The organism is Moritella sp., assembly GCF_013215705.1.
Lineage (GTDB): Bacteria > Pseudomonadota > Gammaproteobacteria > Enterobacterales > Moritellaceae > Moritella.
In genome coordinates, this window is the sequence record NZ_JABSQR010000014.1 from 90,623 (window position 1) to 108,415 (window position 17,793).

Genomic DNA, 17,793 nt, shown 5'->3' on the forward strand with positions numbered 1-17,793 from the left:
AAAATGCCATGCTAGCACAGTTTGGTTGCGGTATTCATTTTTCGGTAAGGTATTAATTAAAAGAAACACCTAAGCCAAATGCAATACGAAAGTCATTTTTTTCTAGCGGAACACCGTCTATATTAAGTAGGGGGTTATTAACCCGATCCCAGAAGAAAGTGATATCGAAATCGAGCACGTCAGTCAGTTCAATATCAAAATTCATTTTGGCATTTTGTAAATAGCCGCCAAGATCAGATTCTGTTGCGGTTATTTTATAACTCAATTCTAGATCAATCTGATTATGTATTTCACGCTCATAATCAAGACTGACGGATACCGCGAGACTGGAATCACTCGTATTGAGTTGTGTCTCGCTAAATTCATATTTGGTATACAAATAAGAAGGTCCTAAGTTCATCTCTAACTCTTGATCACCGTCGTCAATGAATTGATAACCGATACCCATACCGATATTGATCCGGCTGTTTACATTTTGCAATGGGTCTCGGTATAGACTTAAATCAAGCGGTCTGAAAAACAAATCTTTGTCACTATAGACATCGTAGGTCATTAAAAAACGATGGTTCTCATCGGTCTGAACATTATTTGTCACCCCGATAATCGCGCTATAAGACGTTTTAATACGTGATGTAGTGGTGTGACGAGAAAGTTCTGCATTGGTATTATATTCGAGTTTATTGGTATTACCTGAGCTGAGATTGGCCCCGAAGGTTATTTTTCCTTGCCAAATATTACCACCAGTCTCTAAACCTGCGATCAGGGTCATTAGATCTGCTTGGGCTATTTTGTGCTGTCGGTTATTGCTAATAATGAGGATGCCGTCTTCAAGCGCAATGGTGCCAGTAATGATTCTGCCGTCAATGGTTCGAACGGTAAATAATTGACGACTGTTAATCCGGCTGATATCAGACCACTTAATTTTTAAATCGCCAAGGTCATCGCTATCGAAAGCGAGTTTTTCATCATAAAGATCTTCGATGTTACCAATTAAGAATTCACCTGATTTTAACCAGAGCCAATCTTCATCTATGCCTAAACTGTCGGCAAGTATGATCTCTTGGCTGTTTTCAGTGAGGGTCACTGCATTGGTATTGTCGGCAATATTGGTGCTAACACTGCTTGATTCGCTCGATGAGGTTGGCGCTTGCGTTTTAATATAGTCACCTAAAATTATTTCTTGCGCAGCAAAGCTCGGCACGCTAAATACGGTGCTTAAAAAACTAAAAGCGATATTAATAACAATTAAAGTTAATTTAGTTGTTTTGAGAATATTAAACGAGTTCATTGTTATCAGGTATTTGCGCCATAGTTCCTTGAAATTGGATGGGTATAATACAAAACAATGGTCAATAATTAAACATATTATCGTTTTTATAGTTGAAAATAATGTATAAAAAAACGCTAGTAGAATGAATACTAGCGTTTTTAATTAGCAAAATCAGGCTTTAACGACTAAATAACAGCGCCGTTAAATACTGCATTTTGATAAGCGTTTAAACCTCTAAATAGTCCAACATGGCTTCGGCAGCACGACGACCTTCATCAATTGCTGTTACCACAAGGTCTGAACCGCGAACGGCATCACCGCCAGCAAAGATTTTTGGATTTTCAGTTTGGAATGGGAAGTCACTTTTTTCTGGGGCAATAATGCCATTCCAGCTATTTGTGGTAACACCTTCATCCAATAACCATTGTGCAGGATCTGGCTGGAAACCAAATGCTTGAATAACCGCATCGGCTTTTAGCACATGTTCAGAGCCAATCACTTGTTCGGCACGACGACGACCTTTCTGATCTGGGTTACCTAGGCGAGTTTTCACCATTTTAACGCCAGTGGCTTTATCGCCAGCCACTTCTATATCAAGTGGTTGTAAATTCCATAAGAATTTAACCCCTTCTTCTTTGGCGTTTTTAACTTCACGCTTAGAACCAGGCATACTTATTTCGTCACGACGGTAAGCACAATAAACGTCTTTAGCGCCTTGACGTATTGCGGTTCGTACGCAGTCCATCGCGGTATCACCGCCACCTAGTACTATTACCGTTTTGCCTTTTAAGTTAATGTAATCATCAGCGTTCTTTTCAAAGCCAAGTTCATGATTAACATTAGCAATAAGGTAAGGCAGGGCATCATAAACGCCTTGTGCTGCACCGTTATCAAAACCACCATTGATGTATTTGTAGGTACCAACACCGACAAATACTGCATCGTACTCGGCAACTAATTCACTGAATTGAATATCTTTACCAATCTCAGTGTTAAGGCGGAATTCGATGCCCATTTCCGTGAACACTTCACGGCGATGACTCATCACGCTTTTATCCAGTTTGAACGCCGGAATACCAAACGTTAATAGACCACCAATTTCTGGATTTCGGTCAAAGACCACGGGTGTTACCCCATTACGCACTAAGATATCGGCGGCGCCAAGACCGGCAGGACCTGCGCCAATAATAGCCACTTTTTTATTGTTGCGAACGACTTTTGACATGTCTGGACGCCAGCCCATTTTAAAGGCTTCGTCGGTAATGTATTTTTCAACATTACCAATAGTCACCGCACCAAAGTCATCATTGAGGGTGCAAGAACCTTCACATAAACGATCTTGTGGGCAAACTCGGCCACAAACTTCAGGCAAGCTGTTGGTTTCATGACAAAGCTCTGCAGCCTCAATAATACGACCTTCTTCAACCAGCTTTAGCCAGTTTGGAATGTAGTTATGTACTGGGCATTTCCACTCACAGTACGGGTTACCACATTCTAAACAACGACCCGATTGCATTTGTGCTTGGTTCGCCGTGAATGGTTTATAAATCTCGATAAAGTCCACTTTACGGATCTTTAACGGCTTCTTATCTGGATCAATGCGTTGTACATCGACAAATTGAAATACATTATTACTCATGATCCCTCCTATTGAGCCTGGACACGTAACTCTGCAGCAGAGCGTGATTGGTGGCCAAGTAATGCGTTCATATCAGCTGTTTTAGGCTTGATAATAAAGAATTTATTTATCACAGTATCAAATTCATTAAGCAGGTCTTGCGCATGCTGACTGCATGTTTGGGCAAGGTGTTCAATGATGATACCGCGCAGGTGTTCAACGTGCATTGGGTAGTCCGTTACTGCATGCTGTTCAACCAGTTCGTTGTTAAGTCTACTTGCTAATTGACCATGTTTGTCATAAACATAAGCAAAACCACCTGTCATACCAGCGCCAAAGTTAACACCTGTCTCCCCTAGGATGGTCACAATACCGCCAGTCATGTATTCACAACCGTTGTCACCAATACCTTCGATTACAGCGTGTGCACCTGAGTTACGCACTGCAAAACGTTCGCCAGCTAAACCTGCCGCGTACAATTCGCCACCGGATGCGCCGTATAGACAAGTATTACCTGCGATAACCGCTTCGTTTGATTTAAACGCTGACCCCGGTTCAGGACGAATAACGATCTTACCGCCAGCCATGCCTTTACCAACGTAATCGTTCGCATCGCCAGTGAGGATGAGGTGTAAGCCACCGGCATTCCAGACACCGAAACTTTGTCCAGCAGTACCGGTAAAGTTAACCGTGATAGGGTCTGATGCCATCCCTTGGTTACCGTGCTGTTTGGCAATTTCACCAGATAGGCGGGCACCCACAGAACGGTCAGTGTTTTTAATTGGGTAATGACTTGATAACCCTGATTTCTCAGTGATTGATTTTAAGTAATGCGCAATTAATGCTTCATTTAGTTCTGCTTTATCATACGGTTCGTTGGTTGCCTGACAGTAAACACCTAAGCCTTCTTTTGGCTGGGGCTTGTAGATGATGCCAGATAAATCAATTTTACGTTGCTTGTCAGTTAAGCCGTCTAATTGCACCAGTAAATCGGTACGGCCAATTAAATCAGTTAACTGAGTTACACCAAGTGATGCCATGATCTCACGGGTTTCTTGGGCAATAAACTTGAAATAGTTCATGACCATTTCCGGCAGACCATGGAAGTGATCTTGACGTAATTTTTCGTCTTGTGTTGCAACACCTGTGGCACAGTTGTTTAGGTGACAAATTCGGAGGAATTTACAGCCTAACGCCACCATAGGACCGGTACCAAAACCGAAGCTCTCGGCACCAAGGATCGCCCCTTTAATAACATCAAGACCGGTTTTTAGCCCGCCATCAACTTGTAAACGAATACGATGACGTAAGCCATTTTCAACAAGTGCTTGTTGTGTTTCTGCTAAGCCAAGCTCCCAAGGACTACCTGCATATTTAACCGAGGTAATCGGACTTGCCGCTGTACCACCGTCGTAACCCGAAATAGTGATTAAATCGGCATAGGCTTTTGCAACACCGGTCGCAATGGTACCAACCCCCGGTTCAGACACTAACTTCACCGAGACTAATACAGTCGGGTTGATTTGTTTAATATCAAAAATCAGCTGGGCTAAATCTTCAATTGAATAAATATCGTGATGCGGTGGTGGTGAAATAAGGGTTACACCTGGTACGGCATTACGTAATTTAGCAATTTCAGTGGTTACTTTATGTCCGGGTAATTGACCACCTTCACCTGGTTTTGCACCTTGCGCTACTTTTATTTGAATGATTTCTGCATTCATTAAGTAATGCGGTGTTACACCAAAACGGCCAGAAGCGATTTGTTTAATTTTAGATACTTTTAAAGTACCAAAACGACGTGGATCTTCACCGCCTTCGCCCGAGTTAGAGTTACCACCTAAGGTGTTCATCGCAATCGCCAGTGCTTCATGGGCTTCAGGGCTTAATGCACCGATTGACATTGCGGCGGTATCAAAACGTTTGAATAGGTTATCTTCATGCTCTACAGCATCCAGTTCAATCGGATTATCTGATTTTTTCAGCTGTAACATATCACGCAGGGTGGCAATCGGGCGCTCATTTACTTCGGTTGAATACTGTTGGTAGTCTTCGTATTTACCGCTTTGTACTGCTGTTTGTAATGTACTGACAACATCTGGATTATAAGCATGGTATTCACCACCGTGAACATATTTAAGTAGACCGCCTTGTGAGGTCGGTTTACGTTTTGTCCATGCCAATTTACTCAGTATCTGTTGGTCAATGTGGAAATCGCTAAAATCAGCGCCTTTAATACGGCTGCTTGTGCCTTTAAAGCATAACTCGATAATTTCGTCGGCTAAACCTACTGCTTCAAACAGTTGTGAACAACGGTAACTGGCAATGGTAGAGATACCCATTTTCGACATGATCTTGTACAGACCTTTATTAATACCATTACGGTAGTTTAATAATGTCTTCGCAATATCTTGTTGGATGGTTTCTATTTCAACTAGTTTACGTAGTGATTCATAAGCAAGGTACGGATAAACCGCCGTGGCACCAAACCCAATTAATACCGCAAAATGATGTGGGTCACGGGCACTTGCCGTTTCGATAACAATGTTAGTATCACAACGTAAGTTGGCGTAAACCAGTGCTTTTTGTACCGCACCTACAGCCATTGCTGCTGGGATCGGTAAATTATTTTTCGCTAAGGTACGGTCTGTTAGTACTAATAGCACAACGCCAGCGGTCGCAAGTTCAATCGCTTCGGCAGTAATACGGGCTACCGCGCGTGCTAAGGTTTCATCTTGACCGTTAAAGCAAAGGTTAATTTTTGCAGTTTTATAGTATTCGCCGCTTAATTCAGTTACTTGCTTAAAGTCTGAGAATAGTAGTACGGGTGAATCAAATAGTACGCGGTGCGCATGACCACCTGTTTCATTAAATACATTGTGCTCACGCCCGATACAAGTTGCCAATGACATCACATGGTTTTCACGTAATGGGTCTATTGGCGGGTTGGTTACTTGCGCGAATTTTTGACGGAAGTAGTCATACAGTGAACGTGTTTTAGTTGAAAGTACAGCCATCGGGGTATCATCACCCATCGAGCCTGTAGCTTCTTGCGCGTTTTCACCGAGCACTCGAATAATTTGATCGAGTTCTTCTCTGCTGTAATCAAATTGTTTTTGATAAGTGGCTAACTGTTCGTCATTAAAAGTACGGGTACCAATGGCTTCTTTTGGTAATGCTTCAAATGGTGTCAATTTGGTTGAATTGTTTGACAGCCATTCACGGTACGGATTACGGCTTTTCAATTCTTGGTCAATGTCCCAAGATGTCCATAATTTACCTGTTTCAGTATCGATAACAAGTAACTCACCCGGACCAACACGGCCTTTTTCGATAACTTCATCAGCAGTGTAATCCCAAATACCTACTTCAGAGGCTACGGTAATGAAACCATCTGTGGTGCGCACATAACGTGCTGGACGTAACCCATTACGATCGAGACCACAAGCTGCATAACGGCCATCAGTTAGTACGATACCCGCTGGGCCATCCCAAGGTTCCATATGCATAGAGTTGAAGTCATAGAATGCGCGTAGATCATCATCCATATTCGGGTGGTTTTGCCATGCTGGCGGCACAAGTAGACGGAAAGCACGGAAAATGTCCATGCCACCGGCTAAGAATAGCTCGAGCATGTTATCCATAGATGATGAGTCAGAACCTTTGCTATTAACAAACGGTGCCGCATCATGCATGTCAGGGAGGAGTGGAGAACTAAATTTGTAACTACGTGCGCGTGCCCATTCTCGGTTACCTTCGATGGTATTAATCTCACCATTGTGCGCCATAAAGCGGAATGGTTGTGCTAATGGCCATTTCGGCGAGGTATTTGTTGAGAATCGTTGATGGAACAAGCAAATTGAAGATTGCATACGCAGATCGGCAAGATCTAAGAAGAACTTCGGCAGATCGCCGGCCATACACAAACCTTTATAGATAGTCACTAGGTTTGATAAGCTGGCAATATAAAAATCGCTGTCATCGATAATGCGTTTTTCGATGCGACGTTTAGTTATATATAAACGGCGTTCAATATCTTTTGGTGCCCAGCCCGCAGGTGCATTAATAAATACCTGCTGGATTTGTGGCAGCGATGACATTGCAATTTCGCCAAGCACGCTGGTGTCAAGAGGGACTTCACGCCAGCCAACAACCTTGAGTGTTTCGCGTTCGAGCTCTTCTTTCATTATTTGCTTTGCGGCGGCAGACTTATCGGTATCCTGATTTAAGAAAATCATACCAACGGCGTAATTACTTCCTAGATTCCAATCATTTTCTATCGCGATAGCACGGAAAAAACTGTCAGGTTTCTGCATGAGTAAACCACAGCCATCTCCTGTTTTTCCATCTGCCGCGATACCGCCCCTATGTTGCATACGGTCTAATGATGAAATAGCGACGCGCACTAACTTATGGCTAGCTTCACCTTCTTGATGGGCGATTAAACCAAAACCACAGTTGTCTTTTTCCAGCGACGGGTCATAGACTGACATTGCACTTCTCCCTTGCATTCAATTCACTAAATACTAAATATATATGCCTATATTGAGCTTCTACTCACAGGTACAAAATACATACAAAAATAGATAAATCGTTAAAATTTCCAAAAGCCGAAAATTGGCTAACCTGCCAAACTTACCAGAATTAATACTTAGGTCAATCTAAAAATGTATTCTGAGTCACTTATCACCTTTTTAAGTAAATGGGCCATTTGTTTTGGTATTGGTCAATAAACTACAAAAAAAACTGAGGATTATTCAAAATTTAGTTTTTTATTTTGGATATATGACATTGTGTGATTTTTTAATTATGTTTAAGCTGTTATTGATGTTGTTGTATGCCATTTATATTTTTTATTCTAATAATGCATTGATTTATTTAGTTTATGTTACCTAGTACTAAAGTATGTAAAACAAAAATGGGCACTGGCGTTAATTTTCATCATAACTGCTTTACAGTGTTCTAATTTTGGTGTTTTATGGTCCATCAGTGTGAGATGGATCTTGGGCGGAAATATGGATTTTAATTATCAATCTTTTATGCAGCCAATGTTGAATTGGTGGCGGGGTATTACTGAATTATCAACAAATACCCCTATCATGATCACGTTTTGGTTGGTTGTGGCAGCTTTATTAATGAGTATGCTGGTGATGTTAACGCTATCACGAAAAATTGCTACCTATAAAGAGTTGCTGACATTGTCAGCAACCCCAACACTTGTTCTCGATGTCAAAAAAGCCACAATACGTTATTCTAATCCGGCAATAACCGCTATTTTTGATCAAGATAATCATACCAGCCATATTGTTGCTAAGTGTTGCTTTGAGCGTCTATCCCACCTAACAGATCAAACGTCCGTAACCAATGATGTTTTTCATATAAAGCAATTAAAGAAAACGCTACGTTATAGTGCAGTGCAAATAAACTATCAAGGTCGTCGGGCTTGGTTGTGTCAGATTGAGCATATTGATACTAATTCTTCAACCATTTCTCCTTGGGATATGGATGGGCAAATCATTAACAGTTTATTTTCTTCCAACTCGGCATTTATTCATATCAAAACGTTGGATGGTCTCATCTTGAGTTGCTCACCATCATGGGCGACTCAATTTGGCCAATCGGTAGAGCAAGTTAGTGGCTATTTTGAACATGATTTTTATAGTGCTTCCAAGCTGGAGCAAATCAAATCTTATGAAAAGTCTGTACTTACTGGTGAGATACAAGAATATGAAGAGTGGAGTACTGTTGATGACAATAATATTTTATTGCAAACCATCAAGTATCCGCTGTATGACGAGCATAAAAACGTGGTCGCGATCTTAACGGTATCGAATGACCAAACGGAAGTGATGGAACTTAATGAGCGTCTGCTGAGTGAGAACGGTGAACACTTACGCATTGAAGCTGAGTTAAGCCGTAATAATAGTTTATTAAACTCGGTTATCAATGCGACGCCAGACCCGGTTGCCTTTATGAATGGTAATGGTAAGTATGTTGGCGCCAATCATGGCTATTGCGAGGTTGTTGGTGTGAAACATGCTGATTTAATTGGTATGGATAGACAACAACTGTTTAGTCACGATAAAAAGTTTTGGTTATTGGAACAAGAAAATCAATTATTAGTGGATGGAAAATCGGTTCGCTATGAAGAGTTTTTGCATTTTTCAGATCAAGAACCGCGCTGGTATGAAATATGTAAACAGCGCTATGTGAATAGTACTAATGGTGAAAGTGGTATTTTAATTATCTACCGAGATTTAACTGAACGTAAGCGTATCGAGCATGAACTCGAACAGGCGATAGAAAAATTTGATGAACTAAGTTCAATCGATGAACTGACTAAAATCGCTAATCGCCGCACGTTTGATAGTAAGTTACAGCATTATTGGTCAATCCATCATCGCGAAGTTAAAGAAATGTCGTTGTTGTTCTGCGATGTTGATAGTTTCAAATTATACAACGATAATTACGGCCACCCAATGGGTGATACCGTGCTCGCTAACATTGCCCAAGTGATGAATGAGCAGGTCCATCGTGGTGCGGATTTAGTTGCGCGTTATGGCGGTGAAGAATTTGCCGTTATTTTACCAAATACCGACGAAGAAGGGGCTATTCGTCTTGCCATAAAAATCATTGCTGCGGTTGAAAATTTAGCAATTGAACATACTCACTCTAAGGCTGCAAAATATGTCACACTCAGTATTGGTGTTGCTACTTTGTGCCCTGAAGATGAAAGTTCGGAAGCACAATTACTTGAAAATGCGGATAAGGCTTTGTACCTCGCAAAGGAACATGGCCGCAACCAGTATTGTGTATATCGAGATGAGGAACGTGAGCCTGCAATGGTGGAATTAAATTTCGACTTATTAAAATGTTAGATTTATTAAAAGCTTAATTTTCTGTGGTTTGCTTATAACCTATCGTATATTATTAATTATCTAGATAATTTTATTAATATGGGAACACCATGATGAAAATCAGAGCTTGGGCTCAATACTATGTTGATATGCTCACTAAATTGGGTGTTATTCGTTTTAGTATCCTCTCCGCCGCGACGGTTATTTTCTTTTCTATTACTATTCAAGCCAGCATTAATTATATTCTGCGAGGTCAGGTTAAACTTGATGATCTGTATGCGGCAATTTTATTTGCGATTATCGTTACGCCTTGGGTGGTATTTTTTCTCTCTATCGTCGTTCAGCAACTCGAACACTCACGAAAACGACTCAGTAAAATGGTCTACAAACTGCAAGAAGTCAGGGCCCGTGATCTACAGTTACAACAAGAGTTACAAGTAAATATTATTGAGCTTAATGCTGAGTTTGAAGAGCGTAAAAAAGCGGAAGCAGATAGAAACCAGGCCTTCAAAGATTTAGAGAATGAGGTATTTCAGCGTGAGCAAGCACAATTAGTGGTTGAAGAGCGGTCCGCGTTAGTACGTTCATTTATTGATAGCTCGCCAGATCTGGTTTATTACAGTAATGAACAGGGGCAATTTTCTGGTTGTAACTTAGCCATGGAAGCACTCACGGGTAAGATTGAAAAAGAGCTTATTGGCTTGACGCCGTTTGATGCTTTTGATACTGAAATTGCGGCTAAATTTGCGGCAACAGATAAAGCCGTACTTAATACCAAATTACCGGAAACCTATGAACAGTGGTTAACTTACCCTGATGGACATAAGGCCTGCTTTGAATTACGAAAAGTGCCCTTTTTTGGACGTCGGAATGAATATATTGGGGTGCTGGGTTATGGCCGTGATATTACCGAGCGTAAGAAATACCAAGATGCATTAGAAAAAGCCAGCCGGGATAAAACCACGTTTATTTCGACCATAAGTCATGAATTACGGACGCCGTTAAATGGCGTAGTTGGCTTAAGCCGAATCTTACTTGATAGCTCGCTTAATGCTGAACAACGTCAGCACTTAAATACTATTTATGTTAGCGCGCAAACAATGGGTAATATCTTTAATGATATTATTGATTTGGATAAATTTGACCGCCGTAAATTTGAGATCGTAAATCAACCGATTGAATTCAGAAGTTTTCTTAACGATATTGAAACGCTAGCACAGCTTCAAGTAGCACAAAAAGGCTTGGTGTTAGCATTTGATATATTTGGTGATATTCCCGATTTTATCAATGCCGATGGCACGCGAATGCGCCAAGTATTGTGGAATTTGGTGTCTAATGCCGTTAAGTTTACCGATTCAGGTGAAATTAGTATCCGGATATTTACCAGTGAGGAAGCGAATAACAAAATTGGTCTAACCTTTGAAGTAGAGGATACCGGCATTGGTATTTCTGCCGATGGACAAGATAAGATATTCGCGATGTATTATCAGGAACAAGGCAGTAAGCGTGCTACGGGTACGGGGATTGGTCTGGCTGTCGCTAAAAGTTTAATGACGGCAATGGGAGGTGATATCTGGGTCAGTAGTGAATTAGGTAAAGGTTCATGTTTCACCATCGAGTTTGATGTGGATGGTGTGGATAGCTTACTACCGAGTGGTACTGCTGACAGTGAGCAAACTAAACTGTCTATCCTGCTGGTCGAAGATATTGAACTGAATGTTACTGTGTGTACCGCAATTCTAAATAAACTCGGTCATACTGTTGAAGTGGCTGTTGATGGCCGTAGCGCTATCCAAATGGCAGAGAATAATAGCTATGATTTAATCTTCTTAGATATTAATTTACCTGATATTTCTGGGTTTGAAATTATTAAAACCTTACGCGAAAATAAAACGCTTGAGTTACCACCAGTGGTCGCGCTAACGGCTAATGTCATTAATAATCGTCAAGAATATATTGAGAAAGGTATGGATGATGCAATCAGTAAACCACTCTCTATCAATGCCGTAACCGGGGTGATCAGTCGCTTATTCAGCAAGGTAGAAAAAGGGGATGAACCTAACCTGCATTATACTGCTGATGGGGTTGCTGATGAGCAAGAAATGCTGGATGAATACCTTGATATTGATTTATTACAGCAATATCTTGATACCTTAGGTAAAGATTTATTACTGCAAAGTGTGCGTTTGTTTGAACAAACAATGCCGCATTATTTGACGTTGTTAAATACTAATTTAACGGCGCGAGATCAAGATGCGATTGTTGACGAAGCTCATAAGATTAAAGGCGCGGCAGGGTCGGTTGGATTAATACGGATCCAGCAGGTATCACAATTAGCCCAGTCACCAGAGCAACCTACATGGTGGGAAAATATTGATGATTGGGTTGAGCAGATTAATACTGAATATCAATATGACGTTAAGCGTCTGAAGACCTGGATTGAGAACCAAGATGGATAAGTGGGATTCGTTTACTAATTTTATTACCTTACTGCTGGTTTTTCTGCATGCAGTGATAATTATATTAGTATCATTTCGGGTTATCACTAAGCGACGTCCTGCTAGTATATCGTTGGCTTGGTTGGCGGTGATTTACGCGTTACCGTTTGCAGGTGTCATTATTTATCTTATTTTTGGTGAGCTATATTTAGGTAAAAAACGAGTGCAACGAGCCGCAGCAATGCTCGGTCCTTTTACCCAACGGATTAATCTATGTGCAGCCTCGTATCTGATCGCTTGTGATGCGGATAAGAGAAGCTTAGTTACCCCATTGCGTGAGTTGATTTATGGCCGTTTTCAAATGCCAGCCGTGACCGGTAATCAACTGACATTATTAACCAGCCCTCACGGTATTCTTGAGCAGATAATAGTGGATGTGAATACCGCTACTCACGTTGTTTATCTCGAGTTTTATATATGGGCCGTTGGCGGTAAAGCAGACCTGGTTGCTAGCGCGCTGATTAATGCCGCCAAACGTGGTGTCGACTGCCGCGTCATGCTCGATTCGGTAGGCAGTTCGCCATTTTTTAAAAGTCGTTGGCCTAAGCTATTTAAGCAGGCTGGTGTTCACCTTATTGAAGTGCTGCCCGTTGGGCCGATGCGGATATTCTTTCATCGTCAAGATTTGCGTATGCATCGTAAGCTTATCGCGATTGATAACCATGTGGGTTATACCGGTAGTATGAATTTGGTTGATCCAGAGATCTTTAAACAAAACGCTGGGGTCGGTGAGTGGGTTGATATTATGATCCGCATGCAAGGGCCTATTATTCCAATTACCGGCTCGCTGTTGGAATGGGATTGGGAGATGGAAACGGGGGAAAGTTTAGTTAATACTAGGGTGTCTAAATACCAAGAAAGCGCTGTATTCGAAGAGAGCAGTCATGTGCAAATGATCCCATCAGGACCTTATTTTGATGATGATAATATTCATCAAGTATTGGTTTCAGCGATTTACTCCGCACAACAATCGTTAATTCTAACCACGCCTTATTTTGTGCCGGATGAAACCTTACATGCAGCGCTTAAAACTGCCAGTGCGCGCGGCGTAAAAGTGCAGATTATTCTACCGGCGAAGAATGATTCACGCATGGTGGATTATGCCTGCAAAGGTTTTTTTGATGAGTTGCTGGTATGCGGTGTCGAAATTTATCAATACCAAAATGGCTTACTGCACACTAAAAGTATTTTGGTGGATAATGAGCTATGTTTAGTCGGTACAGTCAATTTAGATAAGCGCAGTTTCTGGTTAAATTTTGAAGTCACATTACTGATTGATAAGTCCCCTTTTATTGAAGAACTTTATCAATTACAGTTATCTTACATTGCCCATTCTCATCAGGTATGCCTCACTCAATGGCGACAACGAGGTCGAGTACAACGATTTTTAGAAAGCCTATTTTACTTATTTAACCCGTTATTATAAGCATGAATCAGAAAGGGTTAATAAAAAAAGCGCGTAATATCTAACAATTAATGACTAACCACCAATCACTAACAACAAAGTATTAGCAATCAATGAAGGGCAGGAATTCAGATGAAAAAAACAATTTTATTAGCATTGACAGTATTTGCTTTAGCGGCATGTAGTAGTACAGAACATACAGTAAAGCCATTACCGATATTGCCAAGCTACAACAATAGCTGCCCAGATGAGCGTCCACAGATGTGTACGATGGATTATCGCCCTGTATGTGGAACTTCGGAGTCAGGTGCCCTGAAAACATTCAGTAACGCATGTGGTGCATGTTCTGATGTAATGGTGCGTGGTTATTCTGAAGGTGAGTGTAAGTAGTTTTAGACATACAAAAAGCCAAGTGAATGCGGTTTCATTTATTTGGCTTGATGGTACTGTTAACAAATTAATAGGTTAACACGTTAATAAATTAATTCATTAACGTGTTAGCTATTATATTAATCCGCTTGAGATTCACGGGCTAATTTAGCATCTTGACAACCCTTGACTGCATCCTGGATGAGATCCAACGCAGTGCCGTTATATTCAGGTAGTGCCACATCTGATGTTGCGATCGGCGTTGTTCTTTCGCCCCACTTGATTATGGCTGCACCCCAAGTCAAACCACCACCAAATGCCGCCAATAATACATTATCACCGGCTTTAATACGGCCTTCTTCTAGCGCTTCACAAAGTGCAATCGGCACCGTTGCTGACGAGGTATTACCATATTTATGTACGTTCACCATAACTTTTTCTTTACTCGCACCCATGCGTTTGGCTAAAAAATCAATGATACGTAAGTTTGCTTGGTGAGGAATAATAAAATCAATGTCTTCGGGTGTCATTTTCGCTTTTTCTAGGGCAATCGCAGAGGCTTCGCCCATGCGTGTTACTGCACGTTTAAAGATCTCTTTACCTTCGAAGTTAAAGTCAAATAGACCATCAACATTTTTGAAACGTGCTCTGTCTGTACCAAAGTTAGGTACTGAAAGGATATGACCAGCATCGCCATCACAGCCAATTTTGCTACTTAAAATACCTTGTTTTTCAGTGCTCGATTCCAGAATCACTGCGCCGGCACCATCGCCGAATAATACTGCAGTGCTGCGCTCTGTCCAGTCAAGGAGATAACTGATGCGTTCTGCACCTATTACTAATATTTTGTCCATTTGACCACTTTGAATAAATGCACTTGCGGTACTCAGGCCATAAACAAAACCAGTACAAGCCGCATTCATATCAAATACAGCGGCGTTGGTCGCGCCTAATTTAGCTTGTACTTTTGATGCTGCACTTGGCAGTGTGCAATCGGCAGTACAAGTCGCAAAGAAAATACCGTCAAGTTCTGATGCCTTAATACCCGCAGCTGCAATAGCTTGGCAGGCTGCCACATACGCTAGCTCTGATGTACTTACATGTGAGATACGACGTTCTTGCATACCAGTGCGAGATCGGATCCACTCGTCATTAGTATCAAGAAAAGTGCTGAGATCATTATTTGTTAGCGTTGCAGGCGGTAGGCATTTACCCCAACCGGTGATATTTGCATAATGCATTGAAATTTACCTGTGTTTTGTGACTGGATAAGACAGAGCGGGTCGTAAAATATACGCAATACGAAGTGATTAAGTATTCTATTATACGCTGTTTAGCGGAGTGCCTGTTACTGTAATTAATATTACTTGCTCAATTATAGAGGTTAGTCTTTGAAAGTGGTAGCTAATTTATAATAGATGGGATGTCTGGTCTGAAAATTGGACACAAAAAAGGCATCATTTAAGATGCCTATCTTTGCGTTAATATGACCTGTCATTGGTGATGACGATAATTCCCGGATAAGGAGTGGTGCCTGATTGGTTGCAAGAAGGGTAATTCTATCACCGCATCGACCTGGATTGAGGTGTCTGCTAATCAGCTTTTGGCGTTATCTTTAACTGGGTTTAGTATAGCGAGGTTGATGGAGAGGGTGGTTGCGATGTTTGCATTAATTGGCTATTATTTAGCAATTACATTTGAATTAAAGCTTATAATTAGCAATAATTGACCCTAGTTAAGTTTTAGTACGCTATGTTCATTCTCAATTTAATGTTGAGGTGTTAATTTAGACGTAAACAGTGGAGTAGGGACTATGAATATGAAACTAGATCGAACCGATAAATTAATTCTTAATTTAATACAAGAAAATGGCAGGATCAGTAATTTAGAACTAGCGGATAAAATTGGTCTATCGGCGTCGCCGTGCTCGCGACGGGTAAAGCATTTAGAAGAGTTAGGCTTAATTGATAAGCATGTGACTTTGCTTGACCAAGCAAAACTTGGTTTAAAGCTGACGGCTTATATCCATATTAGTATGGATCGACATACGCCTGAGCGATTTGATAATTTTGAAGCTGAGATCGCCGCGATCCCTGATGTGATGGAATGTTGTATTATAACCGGGAGTGATGCCGATTTTCAGTTAAAGGTTATCGTGCCGGATATGGAGCATTACCAAGAGTTATTGTTAGGAAAGCTAACGCGAATTAAAGGGGTAACAGGGGTGAGATCGAGCTTTATGTTACGCAATATTTTGAGTCGAACGGTATTACCGCTCGACCATATTAAATAATATGCTATCAGTCAGTTAAAGCGTAAATAGGTGACTCGCTTGCTGCAGAAAGGTATTTTGCTTTTGCAGCTTGATAATCTGCAATGACACCATTCATTACTGATTCTTCGTATGGGATCAAACCACTTAACAGCATTTCTTTTTGGCCCGTACCTACTTTTTCTTCACTGTCGTAAAAATCAAATTTAAAGGTAACGGTTGCACGCTTACCGTATACGTCGATAATGGCGTTATTAAACTTTAATGAAATGTTTTTAACATCCACGCGTGACATACTTATTTGCATACATTTATACATGATTATAGTACGTGCAGGATTAAACATTAAATTTTCGCTACGCATGAGAGGTACCATGACGTCTGGGAAATTTTTTCCTGAAAATTGCACATACTCTGTAATTATCTTACTGATTATGTCTTCATTGTGAGACGATTTTCCACTGACTTCTAACTCCATAAATGCTTTATCGTCAGCATTTACTATCGTAGTTTTATTATCTAAAAGTGGTGAAAACTGCATATCTACGTCGTTTTTAACCATACCGGTAAAATCAATTTTCATCGTTTCAGATAAGCCGAATTTAGTCAAAGACACAGCAAAAAGAAGATCACCAGGCACACAAAATCGTTTATTATCTACATCATGGATCTTGTTATAATCGTTCGCTACCGTTTTAGCAAATCGACTAGCCTGCTGTTGAGTAAAGCGAAAAGAGCTGTCTTTTTGAGAATAGAATTCGTTTAGAAACATATATAATTAAGCTACGATGATGAAAACGCCAGTTTACATTAATTTTGTCTATATGCAGGTCGATCCAGTTGCAAGTATGATTGTTTAAAATGCAGACCAGATCACGTGATGAGCATATTATGGTTATGTAAGCTCGATCAGGGCTATTTAATGATGGCGAAATGACTACTTTCTCACATCTGGAGTCACACTTCTTAAAATTCCAATGCCGGTATTAAATAAGGTTGAACTGGTTTTAATGAGCGTTTCAGCTGGCATACTCGCAGCCGAACCCATCATCGTTGGAATAAACTTTTTAAAGGCATTGTCGACACCATCCTCAACTTCTTTACTGAGTTGCGGTAAGAATTCATCAATAATCTGATCGAGCTCTTGTTTTACATGGGCTTCTAACTCGGGTTGTAGCTCGGCAAATTTTGCTTCGATAGCATCGGCAATATCTTTACTAATTTGTGGGGATGCTTGGCTAATGGTGGTTTCAGCTTCGATTTTTATCAAGGCGATCTGAGTGGCTAAATAGGGCTTAATGACATTTATGAAGACATAAAGAAACGCCAGAGCTGTAAAGATGCTACTGAGTAATGCGGTAAAGATAATTGTTAGCATGATGAACCATTAAATTATGAATAAGTCATTAATATTAACAATTTAGTTACTAGTGTAAAGGTAAATATGAAGGGAAGTAGGGATAGTTCCTGAATGAATTATGGCTCTATCCCTTATTTATTCAAC

At 40.7% G+C, this 17,793-nt stretch carries 11 protein-coding genes; 5 read left to right on the forward strand and 6 right to left on the reverse strand.

All coding sequences use genetic code 11. The features are described 5' to 3' along the window. Positions 1-52: 52 nt before the first annotated feature. From HRT96_RS11175 to gltB, 3 genes are all read right to left on the reverse strand, one after another. A complete protein-coding gene (locus tag HRT96_RS11175) occupies positions 53-1,288 on the reverse strand; it encodes a DUF481 domain-containing protein (protein WP_293156363.1) in 1,236 nt (411 codons plus the stop codon). Positions 1,289-1,496: 208 nt separating this feature from the next. Further along, on the reverse strand, positions 1,497-2,909 hold the full coding sequence (locus HRT96_RS11180; RefSeq protein WP_293156366.1) for an FAD-dependent oxidoreductase: 1,413 nt from the start codon (positions 2,907-2,909) through the stop codon (positions 1,497-1,499). Positions 2,910-2,917: 8 nt separating this feature from the next. Next, a complete protein-coding gene (gene gltB / locus HRT96_RS11185) occupies positions 2,918-7,381 on the reverse strand; it encodes a glutamate synthase large subunit (protein ID WP_293156369.1) in 4,464 nt (1,487 codons plus the stop codon). 522 nt (positions 7,382-7,903) lie between these two features. Between gltB and HRT96_RS11190 the strand changes: the two genes are divergently transcribed. The 4 genes from HRT96_RS11190 to HRT96_RS11205 all read left to right on the forward strand — a co-directional run bounded on the left by HRT96_RS11190 (position 7,904) and on the right by HRT96_RS11205 (position 14,038). After that, a complete protein-coding gene (locus tag HRT96_RS11190) occupies positions 7,904-9,766 on the forward strand; it encodes a diguanylate cyclase (RefSeq protein ID WP_293156372.1) in 1,863 nt (620 codons plus the stop codon). An 89-nt stretch (positions 9,767-9,855) separates the two neighbouring features. Further along, complete coding sequence (gene arcB, locus HRT96_RS11195) at positions 9,856-12,204, forward strand: aerobic respiration two-component sensor histidine kinase ArcB (protein WP_293156375.1); 2,349 nt, start codon at positions 9,856-9,858, stop codon at positions 12,202-12,204. Continuing rightward, positions 12,197-13,669, forward strand: a complete 1,473-nt coding sequence (gene cls / locus HRT96_RS11200; RefSeq protein ID WP_293156378.1) for a cardiolipin synthase — start codon at positions 12,197-12,199, stop codon at positions 13,667-13,669. Before arcB ends, cls begins: the two co-directional genes overlap by 8 nt. A gap of 111 nt (positions 13,670-13,780) precedes the next feature. Beyond that, on the forward strand, positions 13,781-14,038 hold the full coding sequence (locus HRT96_RS11205; RefSeq protein WP_293156381.1) for a lipoprotein: 258 nt from the start codon (positions 13,781-13,783) through the stop codon (positions 14,036-14,038). A gap of 119 nt (positions 14,039-14,157) precedes the next feature. On the opposite strand, the gene HRT96_RS11210 is transcribed toward HRT96_RS11205, so the two are convergent. Beyond that, entirely contained in the window at positions 14,158-15,258 is a 1,101-nt protein-coding gene (locus HRT96_RS11210; RefSeq protein ID WP_293156383.1) for a ketoacyl-ACP synthase III, read from the reverse strand. 578 nt (positions 15,259-15,836) lie between these two features. Between HRT96_RS11210 and HRT96_RS11215 the strand changes: the two genes are divergently transcribed. Next, a complete protein-coding gene (locus tag HRT96_RS11215) occupies positions 15,837-16,310 on the forward strand; it encodes an Lrp/AsnC family transcriptional regulator (protein ID WP_293156386.1) in 474 nt (157 codons plus the stop codon). Positions 16,311-16,317: 7 nt separating this feature from the next. On the opposite strand, the gene HRT96_RS11220 is transcribed toward HRT96_RS11215, so the two are convergent. Both HRT96_RS11220 and HRT96_RS11225 read right to left on the reverse strand, forming a co-directional pair. After that, positions 16,318-17,061: a DUF3581 family protein gene (locus tag HRT96_RS11220; protein ID WP_293156389.1), complete on the reverse strand. Its 744-nt coding sequence runs from the start codon at positions 17,059-17,061 to the stop codon at positions 16,318-16,320. 165 nt (positions 17,062-17,226) lie between these two features. Beyond that, positions 17,227-17,667 (reverse strand): hypothetical protein, encoded by a 441-nt coding sequence (locus HRT96_RS11225; protein WP_293156392.1) that lies wholly within the window; start codon positions 17,665-17,667, stop codon positions 17,227-17,229. Positions 17,668-17,793 lie beyond the last annotated feature (126 nt).

Excerpts from the sequence above, each read along its gene's own strand:
- cls (WP_293156378.1), top strand. The coding sequence starts at position 12,197 with ATGGATAAGTGGGATTCGTTTACTAATTTTATTACCTTACTGCTGGTT.
- HRT96_RS11210 (WP_293156383.1), bottom strand. The coding sequence starts at position 15,258 with ATGCATTATGCAAATATCACCGGTTGGGGTAAATGCCTACCGCCTGCA.
- arcB (WP_293156375.1), top strand. The coding sequence starts at position 9,856 with ATGATGAAAATCAGAGCTTGGGCTCAATACTATGTTGATATGCTCACT.
- gltB (WP_293156369.1), bottom strand. The coding sequence starts at position 7,381 with ATGTCAGTCTATGACCCGTCGCTGGAAAAAGACAACTGTGGTTTTGGT.
- HRT96_RS11225 (WP_293156392.1), bottom strand. The coding sequence starts at position 17,667 with ATGCTAACAATTATCTTTACCGCATTACTCAGTAGCATCTTTACAGCT.
- HRT96_RS11190 (WP_293156372.1), top strand. The coding sequence starts at position 7,904 with ATGGATTTTAATTATCAATCTTTTATGCAGCCAATGTTGAATTGGTGG.
- HRT96_RS11220 (WP_293156389.1), bottom strand. The coding sequence starts at position 17,061 with ATGTTTCTAAACGAATTCTATTCTCAAAAAGACAGCTCTTTTCGCTTT.
- HRT96_RS11175 (WP_293156363.1), bottom strand. The coding sequence starts at position 1,288 with ATGAACTCGTTTAATATTCTCAAAACAACTAAATTAACTTTAATTGTT.
- HRT96_RS11205 (WP_293156381.1), top strand. The coding sequence starts at position 13,781 with ATGAAAAAAACAATTTTATTAGCATTGACAGTATTTGCTTTAGCGGCA.
- HRT96_RS11215 (WP_293156386.1), top strand. The coding sequence starts at position 15,837 with ATGAAACTAGATCGAACCGATAAATTAATTCTTAATTTAATACAAGAA.
- HRT96_RS11180 (WP_293156366.1), bottom strand. The coding sequence starts at position 2,909 with ATGAGTAATAATGTATTTCAATTTGTCGATGTACAACGCATTGATCCA.